Annotated in this window: 16 protein-coding genes and 1 pseudogene; 10 read left to right on the top strand and 7 right to left on the bottom strand. The window is 69.5% G+C overall.

The genetic code is table 11. The annotated features are described in order from the left end of the window. Positions 1 to 71 precede the first annotated feature (71 nt). The 3 genes from PZB75_RS31090 (at position 72) to PZB75_RS31080 (ending at position 5,339) form a co-directional block, all read left to right on the top strand. Positions 72 to 1,955 carry a tetratricopeptide repeat protein gene (locus tag PZB75_RS31090; RefSeq protein ID WP_275539028.1) on the top strand — a complete coding sequence of 628 codons (1,884 nt, stop codon included), beginning with the start codon at positions 72 to 74 and terminating at the stop codon, positions 1,953 to 1,955. Between the two features lie 133 nt (positions 1,956 to 2,088). Next, complete coding sequence (locus tag PZB75_RS31085) at positions 2,089 to 2,703, top strand: 2'-5' RNA ligase family protein (RefSeq protein WP_275539027.1); 615 nt, start codon at positions 2,089 to 2,091, stop codon at positions 2,701 to 2,703. 326 nt (positions 2,704 to 3,029) lie between these two features. After that, entirely contained in the window at positions 3,030 to 5,339 is a 2,310-nt protein-coding gene (locus tag PZB75_RS31080; RefSeq protein WP_275539026.1) for a DEAD/DEAH box helicase, read from the top strand. 207 nt (positions 5,340 to 5,546) lie between these two features. Here the strand turns inward: PZB75_RS31080 and PZB75_RS31075 are convergent, their stop codons facing one another. After that, the gene (locus PZB75_RS31075; protein ID WP_275539025.1) at positions 5,547 to 6,779 is read right to left on the bottom strand and encodes an IS4 family transposase; all 1,233 of its coding nucleotides are present in this window, start codon (positions 6,777 to 6,779) and stop codon (positions 5,547 to 5,549) included. A 45-nt stretch (positions 6,780 to 6,824) separates the two neighbouring features. Further along, the gene (locus tag PZB75_RS31070; protein ID WP_275539024.1) at positions 6,825 to 7,301 is read right to left on the bottom strand and encodes a hypothetical protein; all 477 of its coding nucleotides are present in this window, start codon (positions 7,299 to 7,301) and stop codon (positions 6,825 to 6,827) included. Between the two features lie 640 nt (positions 7,302 to 7,941). Here PZB75_RS31070 and PZB75_RS31065 point away from each other — a divergent pair. From PZB75_RS31065 to PZB75_RS31055, 3 genes and pseudogenes are all read left to right on the top strand, one after another. Then, complete coding sequence (locus PZB75_RS31065; protein WP_275533268.1) at positions 7,942 to 8,730, top strand: SAM-dependent methyltransferase; 789 nt, start codon at positions 7,942 to 7,944, stop codon at positions 8,728 to 8,730. A gap of 292 nt (positions 8,731 to 9,022) precedes the next feature. Continuing rightward, the gene (locus PZB75_RS31060; RefSeq protein ID WP_275539023.1) at positions 9,023 to 9,448 is read left to right on the top strand and encodes a DUF5959 family protein; all 426 of its coding nucleotides are present in this window, start codon (positions 9,023 to 9,025) and stop codon (positions 9,446 to 9,448) included. Between the two features lie 28 nt (positions 9,449 to 9,476). Continuing rightward, positions 9,477 to 9,587, top strand: a pseudogene (locus PZB75_RS31055) (IS5/IS1182 family transposase); the annotation flags it as partial. Between the two features lie 348 nt (positions 9,588 to 9,935). Here the strand turns inward: PZB75_RS31055 and PZB75_RS31050 are convergent. Next, positions 9,936 to 11,036: a methyltransferase domain-containing protein gene (locus PZB75_RS31050; protein ID WP_275539022.1), complete on the bottom strand. Its 1,101-nt coding sequence runs from the start codon at positions 11,034 to 11,036 to the stop codon at positions 9,936 to 9,938. Positions 11,037 to 11,557: 521 nt separating this feature from the next. On the opposite strand from PZB75_RS31050, the gene PZB75_RS31045 reads away from it, so the two are divergent. The 4 genes from PZB75_RS31045 to PZB75_RS31030 are packed head-to-tail and all read left to right on the top strand — an operon-like array spanning position 11,558 to position 15,946. Continuing rightward, positions 11,558 to 12,307 carry a TnsA-like heteromeric transposase endonuclease subunit gene (locus PZB75_RS31045; RefSeq protein ID WP_275539021.1) on the top strand — a complete coding sequence of 250 codons (750 nt, stop codon included), beginning with the start codon at positions 11,558 to 11,560 and terminating at the stop codon, positions 12,305 to 12,307. Continuing rightward, a complete protein-coding gene (locus PZB75_RS31040) occupies positions 12,304 to 14,367 on the top strand; it encodes a Mu transposase C-terminal domain-containing protein (RefSeq protein WP_275539020.1) in 2,064 nt (687 codons plus the stop codon). Before PZB75_RS31045 ends, PZB75_RS31040 begins: the two co-directional genes overlap by 4 nt. Continuing rightward, positions 14,364 to 15,383, top strand: a complete 1,020-nt coding sequence (locus PZB75_RS31035; protein WP_275539019.1) for an ATP-binding protein — start codon at positions 14,364 to 14,366, stop codon at positions 15,381 to 15,383. Before PZB75_RS31040 ends, PZB75_RS31035 begins: the two co-directional genes overlap by 4 nt. Further along, on the top strand, positions 15,380 to 15,946 hold the full coding sequence (locus tag PZB75_RS31030; protein WP_275539018.1) for a hypothetical protein: 567 nt from the start codon (positions 15,380 to 15,382) through the stop codon (positions 15,944 to 15,946). Before PZB75_RS31035 ends, PZB75_RS31030 begins: the two co-directional genes overlap by 4 nt. Before the next feature lie 70 nt (positions 15,947 to 16,016). Here the strand turns inward: PZB75_RS31030 and PZB75_RS31025 are convergent, their stop codons facing one another. The 4 genes from PZB75_RS31025 to PZB75_RS31010 form a co-directional block, all read right to left on the bottom strand. After that, complete coding sequence (locus PZB75_RS31025) at positions 16,017 to 16,502, bottom strand: hypothetical protein (protein ID WP_271323214.1); 486 nt, start codon at positions 16,500 to 16,502, stop codon at positions 16,017 to 16,019. A 367-nt stretch (positions 16,503 to 16,869) separates the two neighbouring features. After that, a complete protein-coding gene (locus tag PZB75_RS31020; RefSeq protein WP_275539017.1) occupies positions 16,870 to 18,480 on the bottom strand; it encodes a hypothetical protein in 1,611 nt (536 codons plus the stop codon). Next, on the bottom strand, positions 18,477 to 19,541 hold the full coding sequence (locus PZB75_RS31015; RefSeq protein ID WP_275539016.1) for a bifunctional DNA primase/polymerase: 1,065 nt from the start codon (positions 19,539 to 19,541) through the stop codon (positions 18,477 to 18,479). The genes PZB75_RS31020 and PZB75_RS31015 overlap by 4 nt, the downstream gene beginning before the upstream one ends. Then, a complete protein-coding gene (locus PZB75_RS31010) occupies positions 19,538 to 20,743 on the bottom strand; it encodes a hypothetical protein (protein WP_275539015.1) in 1,206 nt (401 codons plus the stop codon). Before PZB75_RS31010 ends, PZB75_RS31015 begins: the two co-directional genes overlap by 4 nt. Positions 20,744 to 21,381 lie beyond the last annotated feature (638 nt).

Below are 21,381 nucleotides of genomic sequence, written 5' to 3'. Positions count from 1 at the left end.
AAGAACGCGATGCGCCCGTGGATCTTGTGGTTGACCCAGGTCAGGTAGGGGGGGCGCCGGTGTCGTCGTGTGTGACGCAGTCGAACCGCAGGCGCCGGGCGTCCTTCATGCGCAGGCCGCAGGAGATCAGCAGCGGGACCATGAGGCGGAGATCGTCGGTGGCGATCAAGGCCAGGCTGGCGGGGTTCTCCATCTGCCGCATCAGGTGTTCAGAGATCCAGCGGGGTGACTCGGCCGACGGCCCCGCCCGTACCAGTGACGTGCTCGGCCAGCTTCTGCGGGCCGTACGCCCGGGCGCTCATCCCGTCTCGGCCGAGGAGCTCGGTGCGTGGTGGCGGTCAGCGACCGCCGGGCAGGTCCGCGCCCTGCTGCCCGGCGGCGGCCACCTCGTTGTCGTCACCTCCCGCGACCCGCTGGCGGATCTGGCCAGCGACGGCGCTGTGCTGCACCGTCTCGGCCCGCTCGATCCCGCCGCCGCACGGCAGTACTTCACCGTCTGCCTCGGCGCCCACCGGATCTCTCGCGAGCCCCAGGCCGCCGACCACATCGCCCAGATGTCCGCAGGGATGCCGCTCGCGATGGCCCTCGCCGTGCAAGAACTCGCAGCTCACCCCGCCCGGTCACTGCTCGACATGAGCGCCGCGCTCTCCACACACCTCGCCCCCATCCGGACCGGACGGTCCGCGCTCATCCACCAGGAGGCCGCCATCACCGCCGCCCTCGACCACGCGTACTGGGCACTCCGGCGCGACACCGCCGCGGTGTGCGACCTGGCCCGGCCGGCCGCTCACGACGCGCTGGCCGCGCTGCACGACGCGCATCTCATCGAGGCCGTCAGCGACCTCGATGACCCACTGCGGGGACGGGTCTACCGGTATCACGACGCTGCCCGAGCCCACGCCCGACAGCGTGCCGAGGCAGAGGCGACCGCTGGGGAGGAAACCGAGACCCGGCGCCGGGGGCTGGACTTCTTCCTCGCTGCGGCCACCGCCGCCGAGCGTCTGCTCACCCCGACGCACCTACGCCTCGCACGTGACTACTCCTACCCGCCCGGCGTGCCGATGGCTTTCACCGACCAGGCGGCTGCCCTCGCCTGGCTGGAGTCCCAGCGGCACAACCTGCTCGCCGCGATCCGTACCGCGGACGCCGCCGGCATCGACACTGTGGTGTGGCAGCTCGCCCACGCGATCTGGCCCCTGCTGCGCTCAACGCACGATTACGAGCTGTGGAACGAGAGCCACCAGCTCGGATTCGCCGCCGCGGTGCGCTGCGGCAACCGGGCCGCTGTGCGGGAGATGCTCGGAACGTGGGCGGTCGGCCTACGTGGCGCCGCACGCCACGACGACGCCGAGCGGGCCTTCACCCAGGTGCTGGAGATGGCCCGAGAAGACAACGACGAGCGCAGCGAGGCCCAGGCCCTGCACGAGATCGGGTCTGTTTACCTTGCCACCGAACGGCTGGTGGAGGCACAGGGGTTCCTGCTCCGGGCACGCGAGCGCCGGGTGGTACTCGGCGCCGCGGCACACGACGAACGCGAGCAGCTCGCCTACCGGCGTGGCGTCGCGCTGACCGACATCTGTCTGGGACAAGTCCTCATCGGGCTCGGCCGGCCGGAAGAAGCCGTCAGCGCACTGACCTCGGCCCGTGACGTCCTGCTCGCGATTGAGGACCGCTTCGACGCCGGCCGTGCGCTGGCCTGGCGCGGCCGGGCCCACGCGGAGAACGGCGACCTCGCCCGAGGCGAGGCGCAGGGCCGTCAAGCTGTTGACGAGTTCGCCACGATCAGCACGCCGCGCTGGAACGCACACAGCCTGGAGCTACTGGGGCAGACCCTTCTGAGCGGCGGCCACCTCGAGCGGGCCCGCACCCTCTTCCGGCGGGCCATCGACATCTACGCCCCTATCAGCCGCCGCGACGAACAGCGCGTGCGCCGACTCCTGGAAGCATCCCGGTGAATGCCCGCCACCGCGATGATGCCCGGCAGACAGCCCTCCGGCCGTACAGTCGGAATGGGAAGTTCCGCACCGAGGACACATTGTGCCAAGTTGCCTGCGCGAAGCGCTCGTTGACGTCTTCCGGGGAAGTGTGATGCGGGACTTCTGGGAGACCCACCACTGGCCGGCAGGCGAGCGGCGCGCGCACTGGCACCTCCTGTTCGAGGACCAGCCTGCCGTGCACGACTTCGCCCGCGCCCACACCGAAGTCCTTCACCGTTACCCGGAGCTGAACCCGGTCCCGGTCCAGTGGCTGCACGCCACGGTGCAGTCCATCGGACCGCTCACCCCGGCCGCAGCGGCCGCGGTCGCCGCGGCCGCCCGGCCCGCGCTGGCCGCCATCGAGCCGTTCGCCATCGAGATCGGCCCGGCGCAGGCCATCCACAACGGAGTTGTCCCGGCGATCTACCCCGAAAACCGGATCACAGACCTGTACTGGACACTGCGGCGCGTGACGGAACACGTCGTCGGAACCCAGACGATGCCCAAGGCCCCCGAGGTGTTCTGGCCTCACCTGAGCCTGGCGTACAGCGGCGCCCGGTGGGACCACGACGAACTGTCCCGGGCCCTGGTGAGGCTCCGCCCGCCGCGGCCCCGGATGACAGTGACACGGGCCGTCCTCGTCGACCAGAAGCAGACCTGGCGCGACAAGTACACCTGGACCGTGATCGCCGAAGTACCGCTCGGCAGGCCCACACCAGCACCGTGACCGCACAGGGCTGGCGAGTTCGTTCCGCGACTCCAAGGCAATACCTGGCATGACGGCGCGCGGGGCACGCACGCCTGTCCGCTTGTGCTCCCTGACCTTGCCCGGCCGGCCGCCGTATCCGATCGCTCTACCGGGGCGAGGAGGGACGGCCGCACGTTGGCCGATGCTCCGGGCCGGGCTGCCTGGTCCCTCGCTACCCCCTCTCCCCGGCCCATACACGCCGCGACAGCCGGGACTGCCGTTCCGCGGACGGCCCACCGGGACAGAAGTGCCGAGCGCGCCTGTCTCTACTCGTTGACATACACCCTTTACTGAGGAACAAATCGTTGATTACGTCTGGTTTGTGGCCCCATCAGATCGAAGCAGTAAACGACACCGTGTCGGCGCTGGCCAATGCCGAGCGCACCACCACCATCATGGCCTGCGGCACGGGCAAGAGCCGGGTCGGCGCTGCTGTCGCGGGACACCTGGCGGAGCATGCCGGCGCCAGGCGCGTCTTGCTCGTCGTTCCTTTCCTGGACCTGATCACGCAGATGATCGGCGAATGGCGGCACGTGCTCGGCGCCGAAGTGCTCGGCCGGGTCGTCGCAGTCTGCTCCGACCAGAATGTGCTGCGCAAGCACGAGCCCGACCTTCGCAGGAACGGCGCTCTCATCACATCCGACCCGGCTCAGCTGGCTGCCTTGACCGCAGACCAGAGCCGGATCACTGTCGCCTGCACCTACCAGAGCCTGCCGACGCTCGCCGCCGCCCACGACGAGCATCGCCTGCCGATGTGGGACCTGATCGTCATCGACGAGGCACATCGCAGCGTAGGACGCGCCAGCAAAGCGTGGGCGATCATCCACAGCAACACACGCATCCCCGCCTTCCGTCGGCTGTACATGACCGCGACACCGAAGATCGTCGCCAGCGGTAGCAATGCTGAAGACGCCGCCATCAGCATGGACGATGAAAGAATCTTCGGCACGGTAGCCCACCGGCTTCCCTTCTCGAAAGCCATCGAGCTGGGACTGCTGGCCGACTACCAGGTAATCGTGCCCGTTCTGACCGACAAGGACCTCCAGAGCGCTGCCCAGCAGCAGAACTACTACCAAAGCGGCCGTGCTGCCCTGTCGTCCCGGATGCTCGCCATTCAAGTAGCCGTCCTGCGCGCAGCCCACCAGTACGGCATCCGCAGGATGATCACCTTTCACACCCGCGTGGGCGACGCCCGCTGGGTCGCCAATACCCTGCCACACGCCGTCGAACTCCTGCAGCCGCACGAGCGCCCGGTGCGCTTGCTGGCCGACTACGTGAGCGGGACCCAGCCACTGGACCAGCGCAGAAAGACCGTGGACCGGCTGCGTAGTGACGGCGACGGGCTGGTCGTGATCGCCAACGCGAAAATCATCGGTGAAGGCTTCGACGCTCCGGGGGTCGACGCAGTGGCCTTCTTCGACCCCCGCAGCTCCGCCATCGACACGATCCAGGCCATCGGGCGGGCACTGCGTCGTGGCCGGAATGCCGGGCCCAAGACGGCATCCATCATCGTGCCTGTCTTCCTCAGTCCAGGTGAAGATCCCGAGTCCGCACTGGAGACTTCGGCTTATGCTCCGGTCTGGCAGGTAATCCGGGCCCTGTCCGCTCATGACGACGGCCTCGCCCTCCGTTTGTACGAACTGCAGAAGCAGTCCGCAAGCGCACCAAGCAGTCAGATGGAGAGAGTCCTACCCGACTGGCTGCGCGTCACAGGCGCACCTGTGCCCCACGGCTTCGCCAGCGCCATCACCGTTCAGACGGTGCGCGCCACACCCTTATCCTGGAAAGATTATTACGGCGCCGCTCAGGCATACCGCGAGAAACACGGTGATCTGAGAGTACACCAATCATGGCGCACACCTGACGGGATCAATCTGGGAATATGGATAAACGGCATGCGCCAAAAGCGCAAGGAAGGGAAACTCGCACCGGAACGAATCACCGCACTGAACGAGCTCGATATGATCTGGAGCAATTCAGAAACGGCTCGCCAGCAAATGCTGAAACACTTGCGTGCATTTCATGCCCAAAATGGCCATATGCGCGTCCCTCAAAGCTATACCACCGATGGAGAGCCGCCTTACCCATTGGGTACGGCAGTCAATAATCTGCGCTCGAAGCACCGGCTGGGAAAAGTGGAGCCGGAGGTCATTGCCGAGCTCGACGCCTTGGGATTCTCCTGGAGTCCCACAAAAGATGTCTGGGAACAGTTCCTTGCCGACCTCAAGACATACGCCAGCCGGCACTCCGACCTGCTGGTTCCCCACAACTACATGACGCCCGGCCCCGATGCCCGCCCACTGGGAAAACAAGTAGTAAAATATCGAATCCGCCACAAAAAGGAAAATCTTTCCGAGGAAAAGATCAAGATTCTCGAAAGTCTCGGTTTCGTGTGGAGTGTGGCCGAAAGGAAATGGGAGGACAATTTTCGACTCCTCTTAAAGTACAAGAAACAGCATGGGGATGTAAATCCGCCGGCCAGTGTAACGATTGGCGGCTGGCTGCAGGAACAGCGGCGCATGCATCAGGCCGGAAAGCTGCCCGAGGAGTGGCTTAGCGCTCTTCTCCATGCCGGTGTGACGATGCCGCCCGCTCCCGCACTAAAAGAAAGCTGAGCGCTAACCTCAATGCCGGTAACTTAGGGCGCTTTTGCCCGCTTCACGCGTTTGGGTTTGGTGGCTTGGGTGATGGTGATGGCCGGGACGTGTGGCCGATCGGTAACGCGGTGGGCGGCGCGTTTGAGCGGCCAGCTGGCGACTTTGCGTTTGATGACGCGGGGGTTGGCCCGGCGGCGTCGTGGTGGCAGGAGGCGTTCGAGGAGTTCAGCGTGGGTGGCTTTGACCGCGCGGGTGAGTCTGCCGGGGGGAAAACGCCGCCTGGTCGGTGACCTGGCGGCGCACGACGCGCAGTGAGCGGATGAAGGAGATCCGGTCGGGATCGTGGCCGGCTTGCCGTGCGGCCTGGTGCATGAGGTTTCGGATGGCGTGGTGGACGAGCAGGAAGCCGTAGAGTTCCTGCTCGGTCCCGTCAGGGTGCTGTGAACGCAGCACCAGGTGGGAACCGCCGAGGTGGGTCTTGATTTCGTCGAGGGTGGACTCGAACTCCCAGCGTTGTGCGTAGAGTTCGGCCAGTTCCGCGGCTGGCGCCTGATCTGGGTCGAGGATCGTGGTGAGGAGCCGGTAGACGCCCTCATGGCCGGCGATGGTGTACTCCACCGCGCGTGCCGGGGCCCCGCGACGGAGGTGGTGGATGTCGCTGCGGTCGAAGATCTCTGTGAGGTAGGAACCGTCCGGGTACTGCTCGACCACGGGCAGTACGAGGTCCTTGCGGACTCGCCACAGCAGATCGGCCCCGGTCGCCGCGGCTGCGGACCACAGGTCCACGCTGTAGAAGCCACGGTCGGCCAGCAGCATCATCCCCGGCCGAAGAGACGGCAGGACCGCCCGGGCCAGAGCCCGCTCGCCAGTGCGCAGAGGGCCGATCGCCATGTCGAAAACGGCGTGGGTGCCGCACTCCACCAGCCCGACCATCCGGATCTGCGGGTAGCCGACGTTTTGCTCACCCCGCCCGGAACGCGGCGGACGGCCGAATGCTTCCACGTTCGCCGTCGTGTCGGGCAGATCGAACGTGGTGCCGTCGGTCGCGGTCAGACACCAGTTGCGGTAGAAGGCGCCCTGAGTACCCGGTGCGGCAACCGGCTGGCACACCCGCGCGAACAACTCCCGCAGCGGCGCCACCCCCAGCCGGGACCTGGCCTTCCAGATCGCCGCCGAACTCGGCACCACCCACGACGCCCGCCACCGCCGTTCAACCCGCAGACCCATGGTCAGCAGCCGGGCGACCTCCTCGTAGCTCTGCCCCGAGAACAGGCACATCGCCAGCACGAAATAGACCACCAGCCGGGCAGGCAACAGCCGGTTCCGCTGCTGTACCCGGCCCGTCTCCGCCAACACCTCGTCCACAAGCTCCGCAGAAAACACCTGCGTCAGCACCCCGACCGCGACCCGGTCCGACAGACGCTCACCAGATGACTTCAGCTGACCCGCTCTCGGCATACCACCAACAACGACCAGAATGCACCTAAGTTACCGGCATTGAGGCTAGAAGGTCAGAGCCACATAGGGGCTCAGCACGTAGTGGATGGCGGTAAGGGCGTATCCGTGGCGCGCGAGGGAATCGTCCCAGAGCCAGCCGTCGCGGTCATACTCGCAGCGAAGGCGCTTCCAGCAGGCGGAGACAGGATCATTCTGGGTGTCGACGGTGTGCCCCAAATTTTCTATGTGAGCCTCCCACCGCCGGACGATACCGAGGTCGCTCTCACCAGGCCGTCGGTGAATCAGATCATCCACAGCGCTCCGGGGTACGGCCCCGGGCTCGATTCGCCGCTCTCTGGCTGTGATGTAGAGGGCGGTGGCGAGTGCGCAGATCCCGTCCTCCTGTGAACGGTCGCTGTCGTGCTCGCTGAAGTAGTCGGCGCGGGTGCCGATCAGGTCACGGGTGCGGTCCCATGCTCGTGACCACTCGGCGGGACCGCCCTCGCCCTGCCATGTCCGTGATCTTTCATGGATCGTCGTCATGCGGTCATCTTCCCTTGGAAGCGGTGAAGGTGAAAGGGAGCGGCGTGGATGTCGGACTCGCCGACCGCCGGTGTGGGTTCGAAGGCCGTCCGCCGATTCTTTACCCCTCGGGGGGACCCGAGGTGAGACCGGGCAGGCCCCCGGATGACGCGGGCCGCCGCTTCCTGCTTCAGGAGGATAGGTACCCGGCCCGGGTCCCGTGGGTGGTGACGGCGAACACGAACTCGGCGCTTTCGGGCACGCGCACGCGGGCCACTTGATGCCGATCCACTCGCCGTTACTCAGCTCCAGACCATTCCCGCAGGAACGAGGACACCCCTCCCGGCCTTGTCTGGCGACAGACTCTGATGTGTACCGCGCGCACCTTGGACGGGAGGCCGGCGTCCTTGATCGGACTCGGCGCCGATCGCGCTCAAACGTCGGCATGGCCGTGACTCAGATCAGCGTTCCGGCCAGCGAAAGGCCCGCCTGGTCCCGTCGCAGCGAGAGCAGACGGAACCCTGTGGCTTCGCGGCGCAGTACCCGCACACGCGTAGAGCGCCGGGAGTTTGCCGCATGGGCGTCCTGCTGCCCCATCGGTAGGGTTACGTATTCGCGGCGCCCCGAAGGGCTTCGCTCTCACCACGACGAGGAGCATGTGATGAGTCAGCAAGACACGTTCGATGCGGCAGTATTACGGACGGATGCTCCGCATTCCGCGCGGGTGTGGAACTACTGGATCGGCGGCAAGGACTACTACGAGGTCGACCGCCGTCTCGGCGACGACGTCATAGCCGTGTACCCGCAGGCACAGGAACTGGCGCGCGCTTCCCGAGGCTTCCAGACGCGCGCGGTGCGCCACCTGGCGGCGGAAGCCGGAATCGGTCAGTTCCTCGACATCGGTACGGGGCTGCCGGTCGCCGGCAGCACCCACGAAGTGGCACAGGCCAGTAATCCGGCCGCGCGCATCGCGTACGTGGACAACGATCCGTTGGTTCTGGCACACGCACGGGCGCTGCTGACGAGCACCCCGCAGGGACGAACGCAGTATATCGCCCAGAATTTCATGGATACGGAGCAGGTGCTCCGTGAGGCTCGCGAGACGCTCGATCTGTCGCAGCCGGTGGCGGTGATGGTGCTGTCCACGCTGGGACACGTCGAACCGGCAGCAGGCGTCGACCTGCTGCGCCGGTACATGGCGCCGCTGGTGTCCGGAAGCTATCTGGTGCTCTGCGACACGATCTCGACACCGGCCACGGTGGCGGCGCAGGAGGCGTACGCGGCAGGAGACACCCCGGCGTACTGGGTGCGGCACCGGGACGAGATCACGGCGAGCGCGGAGGGCATGGAGATGGTCGAGCCCGGGTTCGGGCCGGTCTCTCTGTGGCGGCCGGAAGCAAGCGGTGCGACGGCGGTGGACCAGTGGGGGTTCGTCGCCCGCAAACCGTAGACGGCAGACTCCCCCGCGGAGCGACGCGGCGAGCAGCCGTTGCGTGGCATCGCCGGTGCCGGTCGTCTCCGCGGGGCGCGTGCAGCGCCTGGATGGATGTGCTCTCGGCAATGCAGGCCCCGCCCGTAGGTGAGGAGCCTACGGGGGAAGGGGCTTTGGCGGGCCTTCACACAAGGCGGGAAACCGCCAGCTGCCGTAGCGTGTCTGAGTCGCGCACCCCACATCCATCGTTGTGAACCGGGGTGCGAGAGGATCGGAGTGTCTTGTTCGCTCACTGGTCTATGAGGTGGTCGTGATCGACGATGCACACATCTTGGAGCTCTTCCGATTCGCTGACGGCGTGCAGAGCGTGACCCTCCGGGTCGCGTGTGATGTACCGATCGTGACAGGGGAAGAGAGGTACTACGCGGCCGAGATCGTGTTGGAGAGCGGCTTCGTCAACGGCACTGTCGGACTGCACGTTTCAGACGGGGATCTGGATGCATGGGGCCGTTGTCTCGATGCTTTTGAGGCCGAGGAGGGAGCCGAGTGGCCACCCGGCGGCCGTAGTGCGTGGTTGTCTGTGCTTCCCGAGGATCCGGTGGAGGTGACTGTGCACGACTCGCCATCGACGCAGATTGCAGTGCAGGTACCCGTGGACGTGGCGTCCGGGTGGCTGGAGGAGAACCGGCTCCGGCTTGAGCACGTGCGTAAGGCGGTCGCGCAAAAGACGACCTGATGATCTGACGCGATGACCTGGTCTTGCGATGTCTGGCGTGATCACGGCGTCGAAGCCGTCCTGGACAGCCCCGTTCACGGGGCTGGGCCCGCGTCTCTTCGGCAAGCTGGTGCCTGCGCCGCGCCGCGAGGGCGCGGATGGGACGCCGGGAGCATCAGCAAGGTGGCGGCGGCCGTCGAGGTGCTGCCGCCCAGAGCCGACCGGGGTGCTTGATGGCGTAGGCGGAGCCCGCCTGCAGACGAATATGCCTCCTTCGGTGTCAGACCATGGCCATGGCGGGTGGGCCCTGCGCGCGAGCTGGGCGTTTCATCCATGCAGCTTCGCCCGCAAAGGGAAGGGTGACGGCACCCGGACGGGCTCCGCCTGCCATGGTGCGGGGCCGGACGCGACCAACGGGCGCGGCGTGGCCGTGGCTGGTCCGAGCGGGGACGGGGCAGCGTTCGGTGAAGCGGGCGGGTGCCGTTCTCGGTCAGGCTGGTGTGGCGGATCAGATGAGAGGATGCGCGCTCAGCGAATCGGGAAGAACGTTGTCGGGGGTGTCGAGCCAGATCCGCTGCCCTTGAGACGTGACAGACAGGCCTGCCCGGTCGCGGGCCGGGCGGCCGAGGTCGTCCCAGGTGCGGTAGGCGGCCAGGGCCTCGTCCCACAGCCTGCGGGGCCCGTACTGCGCAACGGGATACTCCTGCCGGTCGGGCATGTAGTCGGCCGAGGCCCAGGAATTCTGGTCGTCCGCGAGGATCCAGAAGGTGATCTCGCCACTGTCGTCGTCTGCGGTGATGGGCAGGTGCCAGGCGTCCGGCAGCGCGAGGCCGGCGAAGAACAGGGCATCGGCGTCCTGCGCGATCGCGAGGGGCGAGAGGCTGGTCGTGGTCTCGGTGGCGTCCTTGCGATGGTGCAGGAAGTCGTTCAGGTAGCCACGCGCGGGGCGGGAGTTGCGGGACCGCATGAACGCCGGGTAGCCGGTGAACGTGCCGTGCCCGCGGCCGTCTCGAATGTCGACGACGGCGAAGGAGTACGGGAAGAACGATCCTCCCCAGGGCGCGACGATCCGGCCGTGTCGGGCCTGTTCCACCCAGGCGTAGGGAATCTCCGTGACCGCGTAGGTGGCGATGACCCGCTGGTGGGGGGCGCCGGGTGGCCAGCCCCGGGTGCCGTCGCCGTGCACGATCAGTGGCGAGAGGCCTGCCGCTGCGGCGTTCTTGGCCGCCTGCTCGGCGAGCACCGTGTCGATCTCGACGGAGACGACGTGGGAAGAGCCGAGGCGGTGGGCGAGCCAGGAGGCGTTCAGGCCCGTGCCGGCGCCCAGTTCAAGAATCCGGTCGGTCTCGCGTGCGTCCAGCAGGGACAGCATCTCCAGCATGACGGACGGCTGCGAACTCGATGACGTCGGCAGACGGTACTCGTCGTGGGCTGTGGAGCGGCCGTCGTTGACCTGGGTGGTGATCGAAACGTCGCTGTAGACCGCCTCCAGCCATCTGGCCGGGGAAGTGGTGCGCGAGATGGCCTCGTCCCCGACCTCGATGTCCTCGGGAATGAAAAGGTCCCGTCGTACGTCGGCGACGGCGTCCCCCCAAGGCGCAATGGGCACGCCCTTCTTCCGCAGAGCATCCAGCAACGACGCGGGCGAGCTCACAGCCGGGTCACTTCTTCTTGGGCGGGCCCGCGGACTACCCCGATGGTGAAGGCGACCGTTAGCGCTGGATCAGCCCCCGCGCGCGCAGGGTTACGCCGCCGCACCGGTGACGCAGACGGATGACGCTGCACCCTTCTCTGCCACGGCGGCATTGACGTGCGCTTATACCGTCCGGGGGCCGGCCGGCTGACGCATATGACGCTCCAGCACGCCATGTCTCTACTTCCTTCCTCCTCTTCTACTCAGAGAGATGGGGCGCGAGAGCGTCATGTGCGTCATCGAGTTGCTGGTCGGAGGGAAACGTCCCAGGTCGTTGCCGGTGCGGGCCGGGTGCCGTGTGCGTCATGGGCAGCGCCAGCACGGCGTCATCTTGACCTCTGACAGGCAATCTTGTTCGTTTGCCAAGTGATCTTGACGACCAGTAGGTTTCTGCCACTTGATCTTGACCGGTGGGTCTCGTCTGGTGGGGGGAGACCGTGGCTGGTGCCGCGCTGGCGTACGGCGATGCCGTGCTGTCGGCCTTTGAGCTGGACTTCGTCGAGTCCGGGCAGCGTCATCGGCTGCCGTTGGGCCAGGGCTGGAACCGTCGGTTCGAGGCGGCCGATCCGGTCCGGGAGTTCCGCTGGGCCAAGGGCGGGGAGAGTTTCGCCGGTCTGTACTACTCGACCACGGCGGGCGCCCACGTGGGCTACGAGTCGTGGCTGGAGCGGGATCGGCTGATCCTGCTGGATCGCGATCCCGACGTGGTCGGGATCGCGTCGCAGCCGTTCTGGCTGCACTGGCACGACGGGAAGCGGCGACGTCGGCACGCGCCCGACTTCTTCGTGCGGCTGGGAGACGGCCGGGGCCGGGTCGTTGACGTGCGGGCCGGTGACCGGATCGACCGGGCGGCCGCCGAGTCGTTCGAGGAGACGGAGCGGGCCTGCCAGGCGGTGGGCTGGGAGTTCACCCGCGTCGGCGAGCCGGATCCGGTGCTGATGGCGAACATGCGGTGGCTGTCGCGCTACCGCCGGCGCCGCTGCGCGCGAGCGGACGTCGCCGAGCGGTTGCTGCGGGTGTTCGAGGAGCCGGCCCCGCTGCGTCCCGGGGCGGAGGGGGTCGGCGACCCGCTGCTGGTGCTGCCGGTGCTGTTCCACCTGCTGTGGTCTGGCGTGCTGAGTGCCGATCTTGAGGGCGGGCTGCTGTCGTCCGACAGCCTCGTCGTGACGACGAGGGGAGAACGATGAGCGGGCTGCAGCGGCCGGTTGGAATCCAGGTCGGCGCATGGGTGCGCTTCGCCGCGCAGGTCCGTGCCGTGGTGGGCGTGACGGCCAGGACGGTGACGCTGACGGACACGGAGGCCGGCCAGCGCGTCGTGGCGGTGGAGGACCTGACGGGCGAAGCGGACTTCGCCGTCATCGACATCCCGGTCCGGATGCCGCTTCCGGCCTCGTCACGGCTGGAGACGTTCCCGGCCAAAGCGGTCGAGAAGGCGCTGTGGTGGGAGGGGCACATCCTCGAAGTGCTGCACGGGCGGCCCCCGGAGGCCGGTCCGGACACCACACCGCGGCCGGAGTACGGTCTGGATCGATCGCTGACGGCCCGCCAGCGGGCCAAGGCCGCTGAGCTGACGGCGGCCGGGACCAAGGTGTCGGCCAGCGCGGTCGCCAACCTGCGGCGCCGCTACCAGGCCGAGGGCGTGCTGGGCCTGGTCGATCACCGCCAGGCCGCGAAGCGGCCTGAGTTCGGCTCGGTGGACGAGCGGGTGGTGACGGCGATGCGCACGGCCATCGGCGAAGCCGTCGACGCCTCCACCCGGACGGGGTCGTTCATCCTCTGGCGGACCGGGGAGATCCTGCGCGAGACCTCAGGGACCGAGGATCTCGAAGTGCCCTCCGAGCGCACCCTCTACCGGCTGCTGGCGAAGCTGACCGACGGCACCCATACCTTCAGCGCGGCGAGCACCCGCCGTTCCAAGGCCCACGGGGCGAAGGCCCCGTTCGGCGAGCTCCCGGCGTTCGCCCCGGGCGAGGTCATGCAGATCGACTCGACCCCGCTGGATGTGATGGTCCTGCTGGATGACGGTGTCCCGGGCCGGGTCGAGCTCACGGCCATGATCGACGTGGCCACGAGGACGCTCACCGCGGCGGTGCTGCGGCCGACCACGAAGTCGGTCGACGCGAGCGTGCTGCTGGCCCGGACGGTCACCCCGGAGTTGATGCGGCCCGGCTGGGCGGACGTGCTGAGGATGTCGCGCTCGGTGCTGCCGCACCGCCGGCTGCTGAGCCTGGACGAGCGCCTGGAGCACGCGGCGGCTCGCCCGGTGATCGTCCCGGAGATGATCGTCTGCGACCACGGCAAGGCGTTCATCTCCCGGAACTTCAAATCGTCCTGCCGGTTCCTGGAGATCGACTTCCAGCCCGCGCACAAGGGCTCCGGCTTCGAGAAGGGACACATCGAGTCGATGCTGGGCTCGGTGGCGACGCTGTTCGTCCAGTTCCTGCCCGGCTACACGGGCCGCAGCGCGGACCACCGCAGCCGTCACCCGGAGCCCGAGCGGATCTGGTCGCTGCTGGAACTGCAGGAACTCCTGGACGAGTGGATCGTCGCGCACTGGCAGAACCGGCCGCACGACGGCCTGCGCGACCCCGCCCACCCGGGCCGGCTGTTCACGCCGAACCAGAAGTACGCGGTGCTGGTCGAGGCATGCGGCTACGTCCCCGTCGCGCTCACCGGCGACGACTACGTCGAGTTGCTGCCCTCGGACTGGCGGGCGGTCAACGACTACGGGATCCGGGTCAAGAACCGCATCTACGACAGCCCCGACCTGACCCCGCTGCGGCGCCAGGACTCCGGGATCCGCGCCAAGCGCGGGCTCTGGGAGGTCCACCGCGACCCCTACGACGTCTCCCAGATCTGGGTACGCGACCACCGCACCGACGGGCGCCGGTGGATCCAGGCGACCTGGAAGCAGCTCCACCGGGCACCGGTGCCGTTCGGTGATCTGGCCTGGGACCACGTCAGCCACCAGATGCCCGGCTCCACGGAGGCGGAGATCGCTGACGCCGTCGCCTCCCTGCTGACCCGGGCCCACGCCGGACCGGCGGGCGAACCGAAGCCGAAGGCGACCAGACGCGACCGCCGGGTCGCCGCCCGGACCAAGGCGGCCGGGCCGTCGACCCCGCTGCCCGCTCAGGCCACTGACGAGCCCGCCCCCGCACCCGAGCCGGAGGCCGAGGAGAAGCTCGCCGACGTGATCCCGCTCGGCCTGTTCGACCCGCTCGAAGATCCCTGGAGACGCCGATGACGCTGCCGGACACCGACGACGCCGGGCAGCACCTGACCACGAAGGACGGCTGGCGCCGGTTCGTGGCCGGCGGTCCGAAGCCACCCCACATACCGGCGCCGTCGCCGAAGTCGTACGCCAAGCTGCCCAAGGCAACCCGCCTGAAGCTGGACGACCTGCGCATCGACCACCACGCCCGCCTGATGGTCGTAGCCACCTCCACGGTCCGCCACACCGTCACCACGGGCCGCCGCCTGGTCATGCTGAACCGGCACGCCATCAGCGCCCGTCGGGGCCTGATCGTCTCCGGCCCGGCCGGCACCGGGAAGACCATCGCGCTCACCCAGCTCGGCCTGGCGCACGAGCTCAACGACCGCCAGGTCCACCCCGACGCCCACGGCCGCATCCCGGTCCTCTACATCACCGTCCCGCCCGCGGCGACCGCCCGCATGATCGCCGCGGAGTTCGCGCGCTTCCTGGGCCTGCCGGTCCACCGCCGACTAAACACCACCGACATCATCGAGGCCGTCGTCGGCGTCTGCACCACCGCCCGCACCGGCCTCGTGATCGTTGACGAGGTCCACAACATCTCCCTGAGCACCCGCCAGGGCGCCGAGGTCTCCGACACCCTGAAGTACTTCTCCGAGCGCATCCCCGCCACGTTCATCTACGCCGGCATCGACATCGAGCACAGCTCGATCCTCTCGGGCACCCGCGGAGCCCAGATCGCCGGCCGCTTCACCCTCATCCCGACCCACCCCTTCCCCTACAACGAGGAGTGGAAGGGCCTGGTCAAGACGATGGAGGACACCCTGCTGCTGCACCACCACAAGCCGGGAACCCTCGCCGAACTGGACCGCTACCTCCACGACCGCACCGGCGGCATGATCGGCGCCCTCTCCCACCAGATCCGCGGAGCCGCGATCGACGCCATCCTCACCGGCACCGAGAAGATCACCCGAGCGGAACTCGAAGCCATTCCTCTCGACGTCACGGCTACCACGCAGGCCCCTCGGCCAAGGCAGGCCAGAACGTGAGCCGAGTCCCGCTGGCCCTGCGGATCGTGGAACTGCCGATCCAGGTCTTCCCCCGGCCCTGCGAAGGCGCCCAGTCCTTCATCGACCGTCTGGCCACGGCGAACTACCTCAAGCCGGGCTACCTGCACGCCTGCCTCTGCGACCCACCCCGTTACCGCGGCACCCTCAGCTGGTCCCGCCTCGCCGCCGCAACCGGACGCGACCCCCTTGAACTTCGAGAAGTCCTGGAACGCACGCCACCACCGCCACCGGACCTCCTGCTCTGCGAGTACTGCGGCCGCCTGCCCCGACCGAACGTCGAGGCCGGCCCGGCTCCCTGGTGGTGCTCGGCCCGATGCCGACGCAGAGACGACCTCCTGAAGAGCGCACCCTCCAGCAACGGCATCCTCCCGGACCAGAAACAAGTCCTGCCCTGCCCCGGCTGCGGAGCCCAGTTCATCCGGCCCGCGGTCAGCCCACGCAGTGCCTGTTCACCCCGATGCCATGGCAGAAACGTTCGCGCGCAACAAGCAGAGCTGGCCCTCTACGAGAACCCGGACGCAGTCGAGGACGAATCCGCTTGACCCGGGCGATCATGCCTTCTCCCGGGCGAGTCCGGGAGTCTCAGGACCTTCGCGTGGTCCAGCAAGGCTTTCAGTCCTCGCCGACCTGCAGGAGCACGACAACGAATCCGGCTCCCCGGCCGGCGACTACACCGTCGAAGGTGTGCCTGGTGACCGGATTCCATGCGCGTCCGCTCTCCCAGAGACCGTCGATGTTGGAGAACCACTCCGACCCCGGGCCCAGAATCGAGATCGCCTTCGTCACAGCCCGTCTTGCGTGGGCGAGGTCGCGCCGCGGATGCCCCGGGAACACCAGGCTGTCGGTGGAGAGGTTGACCATCAACCCGGCTGCGGTGTCGCGCGTGACCGGACGAAGGGCCGCCTCGATCTCCTTGAGAGTGGTCGGTCCAGTGGCGCCCACGACCGCCTCATGAGCCCAGTCAGCTTCGGCGGTCGTCGCGAGCTCGCGGACATGGTGCGCAAGATCAGCTCCCGAACTCCAGCACCAGCGCGAGTACACACTCTCCTCGCTAGCCAGGGAAAGGAGGAGCGCTTCGAGGAGATCTGCATCATCCATGGCTGCATCCTCGCAGGAGCCGCTTGGCATGAAGACGTCGGCCTACCTGCGCGGAGGTCTCCGAACTGTCCACGGATAGAGAGACAGGGCAAGTCAAACTCACCTGGCAAACGGTCAAGATCACTTGTCAGAGGTCAATCGCTGCGCGGGCGAGGCCGTCCTCCGGTAACCCGTCGGCCGTCGAAACGGGCCCGGTCCAGCGCGCAGCGGCCGGGAAGGCAGGCTGAAGTCCCAGAAGGTGCCTTCGGTTCGCGCGGGCCGGTCTCCCGACGGTGTCCGGGACGTGCTGAGGGCCCGCGCGTCTCGGGGTGGCGGCGGGTTCGGTGACGGTGTGGGGGCTGGCTCGCGGCCGTACGGAGGCGTGAGGTCAGGCGGGTGGTCTGGAGTCCGGACGAAGGGTGATGAGGAAGCCGCGGGTGGCGCTGGTGCGGGGCAGCTTGCGGATGTCGATGCCGCGTTGACGCAGGGCGGGTGCGAGGGAGGTCAGGCGGGCGGAGAGCAGGGCGGTGGTCTTGGGCCAGGCCTCGGGGATGGGCCCGGGTGGTCGCAGCACTTCGTCGATCTGGCCGGTGGTGGCCCGCCACTCGGTGGTGCCGGTGGTGGCGGACCAGCGGGTGAGGGCGGTGGCGACCGGGTCGGCGTCGATGACGTCGTCGGTGACCGCGTCCTGGGAGCCGGTGTAGGTGGACAGGGTGTCCCAGCCGGTGACCGCGTCGAGTGCCCACAGCAGTTCGGCCCAGTCGGCCATCCGCGGCTTCTGGTCGAGCTGGTCGGCCGCGTCGGGCAGGCGCGCCCACACCGCGGCCGCTAGGTCGAGCAGGCCGCCGAGGATGCGGCCGTGGGCGGCGCGGTAGCGGCGCCACAGCTCGTGCTCGCTGCGCCGGGCCTTGGGGTCGATGGCCTCCAGGGTGAAGGGGAGCAGGCGTTCGGCGAGGTCGGGCTGGAGGGCGCCAACGTCGATGCCGGTCAGCAGGACCGGGCGCTGGTAGGCCCAGGAGGTGACGTCGTCGTCGGTGTAGACCTCGCGCTTGGCGACGGAGGCCCCGGTGACCGCCCGGCACAGGAAGTCCGACAGCCACTGAGGGATGCCGGCGAGGTTGTCCAGGCCCATGGTCCACCCGGCGGACGCGGCCACCGCGCCGTCGTCCTCGCTGCGCGGGACGTTGCGGACCTCGGCGCGGATCCCGTCGAGTACGCGCAGCAGCTGCCGGGCGGAGGTGGTCTTGGCGGTGCCGCGCTCCCCGTTGAAGTACGCGATCGGGCGGGGCATGTCCGGGCGCAGTCCGGCCAGCAGCCAGGCGACCGCCATCCGCCAGGACGGCTCCGCCAGCGCGGACAGCTCGCGCAGCAGTCCGAGTCCGGCCTGCCAGCCGCCCGGATCGCGTTCGGGCATCGGGAGTTCACCGGTCAGCCGGGTGCGCCGCCACAGCGGGCCCTCGCCGATGGGCGGGGTGGTCACCGACCAGGTGCCCGGCTCGATCAGCACGCTGAGTCCGTCGGAGCGGCCCAGGTCGAGCCAGGTCGCCTGGTCGTCGGCCGGGTCGGGGGCGATCCGCAGGCAGACCGGCTGTTCCTCGGAGTCCAGGGCGAGGGCGTCCATGGAGGCGATCGCGTCGGTCAGGCAGCCCTGGGACGGGGAGCGGCCGGTGCGCAGGACGTAGGCGCGGTTGAGGAGTTGGCGCAGGGAGCCGGTTCCGCCGAAGCCGCCCTTGGCGCGCAGCGGGCGCGCGATCGGCGGGCCGTCGACGGGGACGGCGTACGCGGTCTGGTCGTGGCGCACCAGCTGGTACTGGTCCATGCCCAGGTGCAGCAGGATGTCGGCCTGCGACAGCTTCGGCTCCCGCTCCGCGGGCCGGGCTCCGTCCGGCCCTCCCGCGCCGCCCGCGCCGCCCGCGCCAGCCGCGCCGGCCGGGTCGGCGGGTTGGGGTTCTCGGGCCGGGGAGGGCAGCGCGGCGCGGGAGGTGAGGGGGTGGTTCATGACCGTGCTCCCGGGCTCGGGATGGTGCGCGGCGAGCGCATGCCCGCCTGAAGTGCGCGGCGGAGGGTGGACTGGGCTTTGGCCTCGCCGGGGTCGACCCCGGCCTGTGCGGCGGCGTCGGTGAGCGCCTGGTGAACCTGGTCGTGCTCCAGCAGCCCGGCGCCGACCAGCTGACCGAGCCGGAACCCGGCGCGGTTGATCGTGTCGTTGCGGCCGGCGCGGGCCGATGCCACGGCATCGAGTTCGCCGCGCAGCGCAGCGGCGGCGTACGCGGAGGCGTCCCGCATACCGCTCTCGCGGGCGGGATGGGGAAGCCGGACTCGGCGGGGCGGGCCGGTCGCCACATCGCGGTGGCGCAGCCCGACGCGGTCCAGCTCCAGCGCGACCCAGCGCGGCAGCCGTGCCGGCCGCTCCTGGTGCCCGACCATCCGGTAGCGGCCGGCCGCGGTGACGGTGCCGGGCGCGACCGCGGTGGACCAGCCGGCCCGTACGTCGACCTGCCAGCCGAGCCGGCCCGCGCCCTGCACGTACCGGCTCGTCTCCCCGGCCCGGTACCACAGGTGGATCCCGCCGGACGGGGTCTGCACGGTCAGCGTCGCCGGGGTGTCCAGCAAGCTGCCCGCGCGCCGTACCCGGCACAGCAACTCCAGCACGTCCACCCCGCTCCGCACCCGGCCCAAATCCGTGTCCTGGTGCTGGGTCAGGTCCACGCCCGGCAGCAACAGCGCCTGCTCCGGCGGCGGACGGTCGTGGTCGTCGAGGTCGAGCACCACCAGACCGGACGGCCCCGCGGCCACGCCGACGCCGAAGTCCCGGCCACGCCACCAGCGGTGGATCAGCTCCCGCTCCCGCGTCGCCGCCCGGACTCCGTGGCAGTACCGCCCGGCCTCACGGCACGCACACCCGGCCGCATCGGGGAAGCCGCACGGCGAGCGCGCCCCGGCCGACGGCGGCCGACACCGGCGGCAGTTGCCCGCCGGACGCTTCGACCCAGGCAGCAGCGGGTGCACCCACCACCCCCACTCAGCGCATCGCAGCGCCACCTCCAGTCCCCCGTTCACGCCGCGCCCACCGTCTCCCGGCACCCGCCCGCCGCCGGCTGCGGCACGCGGATCTCGTCGTGCAGCGGACGCGCCGCCAGAGCCGCCAGCCGCTGCCGCCATCCACCGACCTCCTCCGAAGCCGGGGACCGCTGCGCAACCCGGATCTGGCCGAGCCGCTGGGCGAGAAGGAGCTCCGCGCAGCGCTGCCGCGCCTCCTCGGCCGCCGCCCGGGCCTGCTCCTCACCGCCGCGTCGCGCCCGCTCGACGGCGAAGACCCGTTCGGTCTCCGTCAGGGCCTCTTCCGAGGCCAGCAGAGCGTCCATCGCGCGGGCCTGTTCCTGCCGCAGCAACTGCTCGGCGAGGGTGCGCGCCTCCCAGGCCACCGCGGCCTCCGGCATCCCCTCGCGCCGCAACCGCCCGGCCGCCCGGCCGACTTCGTCCTCCAGCCCGACCCGGCACGCGGCCAACCGCTCGGCCACCACGCCCAGGTCCTGTACCGGCCCGCTCACCGCGGCCGCGACCTGGGCCGCCTGCTCCACAGCCGCACGGGCCGTGCGGTTCTGCGAGCACACCAGGCACAGACCACTTGCCTCCGGCACCCCGCACTCCTCGCACGGCCGTGCCGCCAACTCGGCCTTCGCCGACTCGAGCTCTTCGCGCTGCTGCGCCCAGACCACCTCGCGTCGCGCCCGCTCCACCGCAGCCTGCTCGCGCCGGACAGCGTCCCGCGCGGCCCGCTGCGCTACCTCCCGGCTCAGCCGCCGCTCAACCTCCGCCCGGGCCTCGGCCGGCGTCAGGCGGGGCAGCTCGGCGGCGACGGCCCGACCGACCTGGTGCCGCAGCGCCCGGCGGTCCCCGATCAGCAGCTCGCAGCTCGGGCACACCAGCCCGGTGTCCATCCGCACCTGGTCGTCGCACGCCGTCGCGTAGCACTCCGCCCGCTGCGGCAGACCCCGCGCCAGCAGCCAGCCCACCGGCTCACGCACCCGCTCACCGTGCTGAGCAGCAAGCCGCCGCTCCAACCGCTCAGCCAGCACCACCGGCGCCTGCTCCGAACCCACGATCCCGGCCAACCGCCGCAACTCGGCCTGGAGCGCCACCCGCACCCGGGTGCGCCCCCCGGCATGCGCGATGCGGGCCCACTCCAGCCGGACCGGGTCCAGCACCCGCTCAAGGCCCCGCGGCAGCGACCACCGCAGCGGCACCGGCTTCGCAACCACCGGCTCAGGAGCCGTCTGGCACTCCCCCGCTGGATCCGGCTGCTGTTCCCCGCGAAGCGGGCCACCCCGGCCACCCGGCTCGTCGACCACGCCGATCCGGACCGACCCGGGCCCGGTCTCGCGCCCGTCCGCGCGTTCCGGCAACGGTGGGAACCCCGATGCGGCTTCGCCGGAAAAGCAAAACGAAGCAGCACCAGAACCACCATGAGTAACCACCGGAGCGTGGTGGGCGTGGAGCAGCGCACCCCCAGTCTCCGCCCCGGAGACCTCGATGCCTTGTTGATCCTCGCATTCCCCCAGGTCAGAAGCATTATCCGGTTCGGTCCGGAGAACCTCGGTAGCCTCCTGACCCCTGAGTGCACCATCACCTACGACGTCCCAGCCGCCGTCTACGACCGTGAAGAACCCCTCCTGGACCCACCCCTCCCCCGGCTCCTCCGGGCCCGCTTCGTCCAACCCCGAAGCGCAGTGCACGCAGACTCGGGCCTGTTCCGGGGCGACGTCCTCAGCCTGCTGGGCCCTGGCCGGATCGGGCACGACCCGCAGCTCCGCCGCAGCACTCCGGCCGTGGGCGGCCGCTACGGCCGGCACCACCATCCGGATCCGGGCACCAGGTACGCCCCGGCCCCGCACCTCCA

This window comes from Streptomyces sp. AM 4-1-1, from assembly GCF_029167625.1.
Taxonomy (GTDB): Bacteria; Actinomycetota; Actinomycetes; order Streptomycetales; family Streptomycetaceae; genus Streptomyces.
This window is presented reverse-complemented; position numbering and strand designations above follow the sequence as displayed.

Coding starts and splice junctions, on each gene's coding strand:
- PZB75_RS31070 (WP_275539024.1), bottom strand. CDS start 7,301: ATGACGACGATCCATGAAAGATCACGGACATGGCAGGGCGAGGGCGGT.
- PZB75_RS31025 (WP_271323214.1), bottom strand. CDS start 16,502: ATGGATGATGCAGATCTCCTCGAAGCGCTCCTCCTTTCCCTGGCTAGC.
- PZB75_RS31040 (WP_275539020.1), top strand. CDS start 12,304: ATGAGCGGGCTGCAGCGGCCGGTTGGAATCCAGGTCGGCGCATGGGTG.
- PZB75_RS31020 (WP_275539017.1), bottom strand. CDS start 18,480: ATGAACCACCCCCTCACCTCCCGCGCCGCGCTGCCCTCCCCGGCCCGA.
- PZB75_RS31085 (WP_275539027.1), top strand. CDS start 2,089: ATGCGGGACTTCTGGGAGACCCACCACTGGCCGGCAGGCGAGCGGCGC.
- PZB75_RS31075 (WP_275539025.1), bottom strand. CDS start 6,779: ATGCCGAGAGCGGGTCAGCTGAAGTCATCTGGTGAGCGTCTGTCGGAC.
- PZB75_RS31035 (WP_275539019.1), top strand. CDS start 14,364: ATGACGCTGCCGGACACCGACGACGCCGGGCAGCACCTGACCACGAAG.
- PZB75_RS31065 (WP_275533268.1), top strand. CDS start 7,942: ATGAGTCAGCAAGACACGTTCGATGCGGCAGTATTACGGACGGATGCT.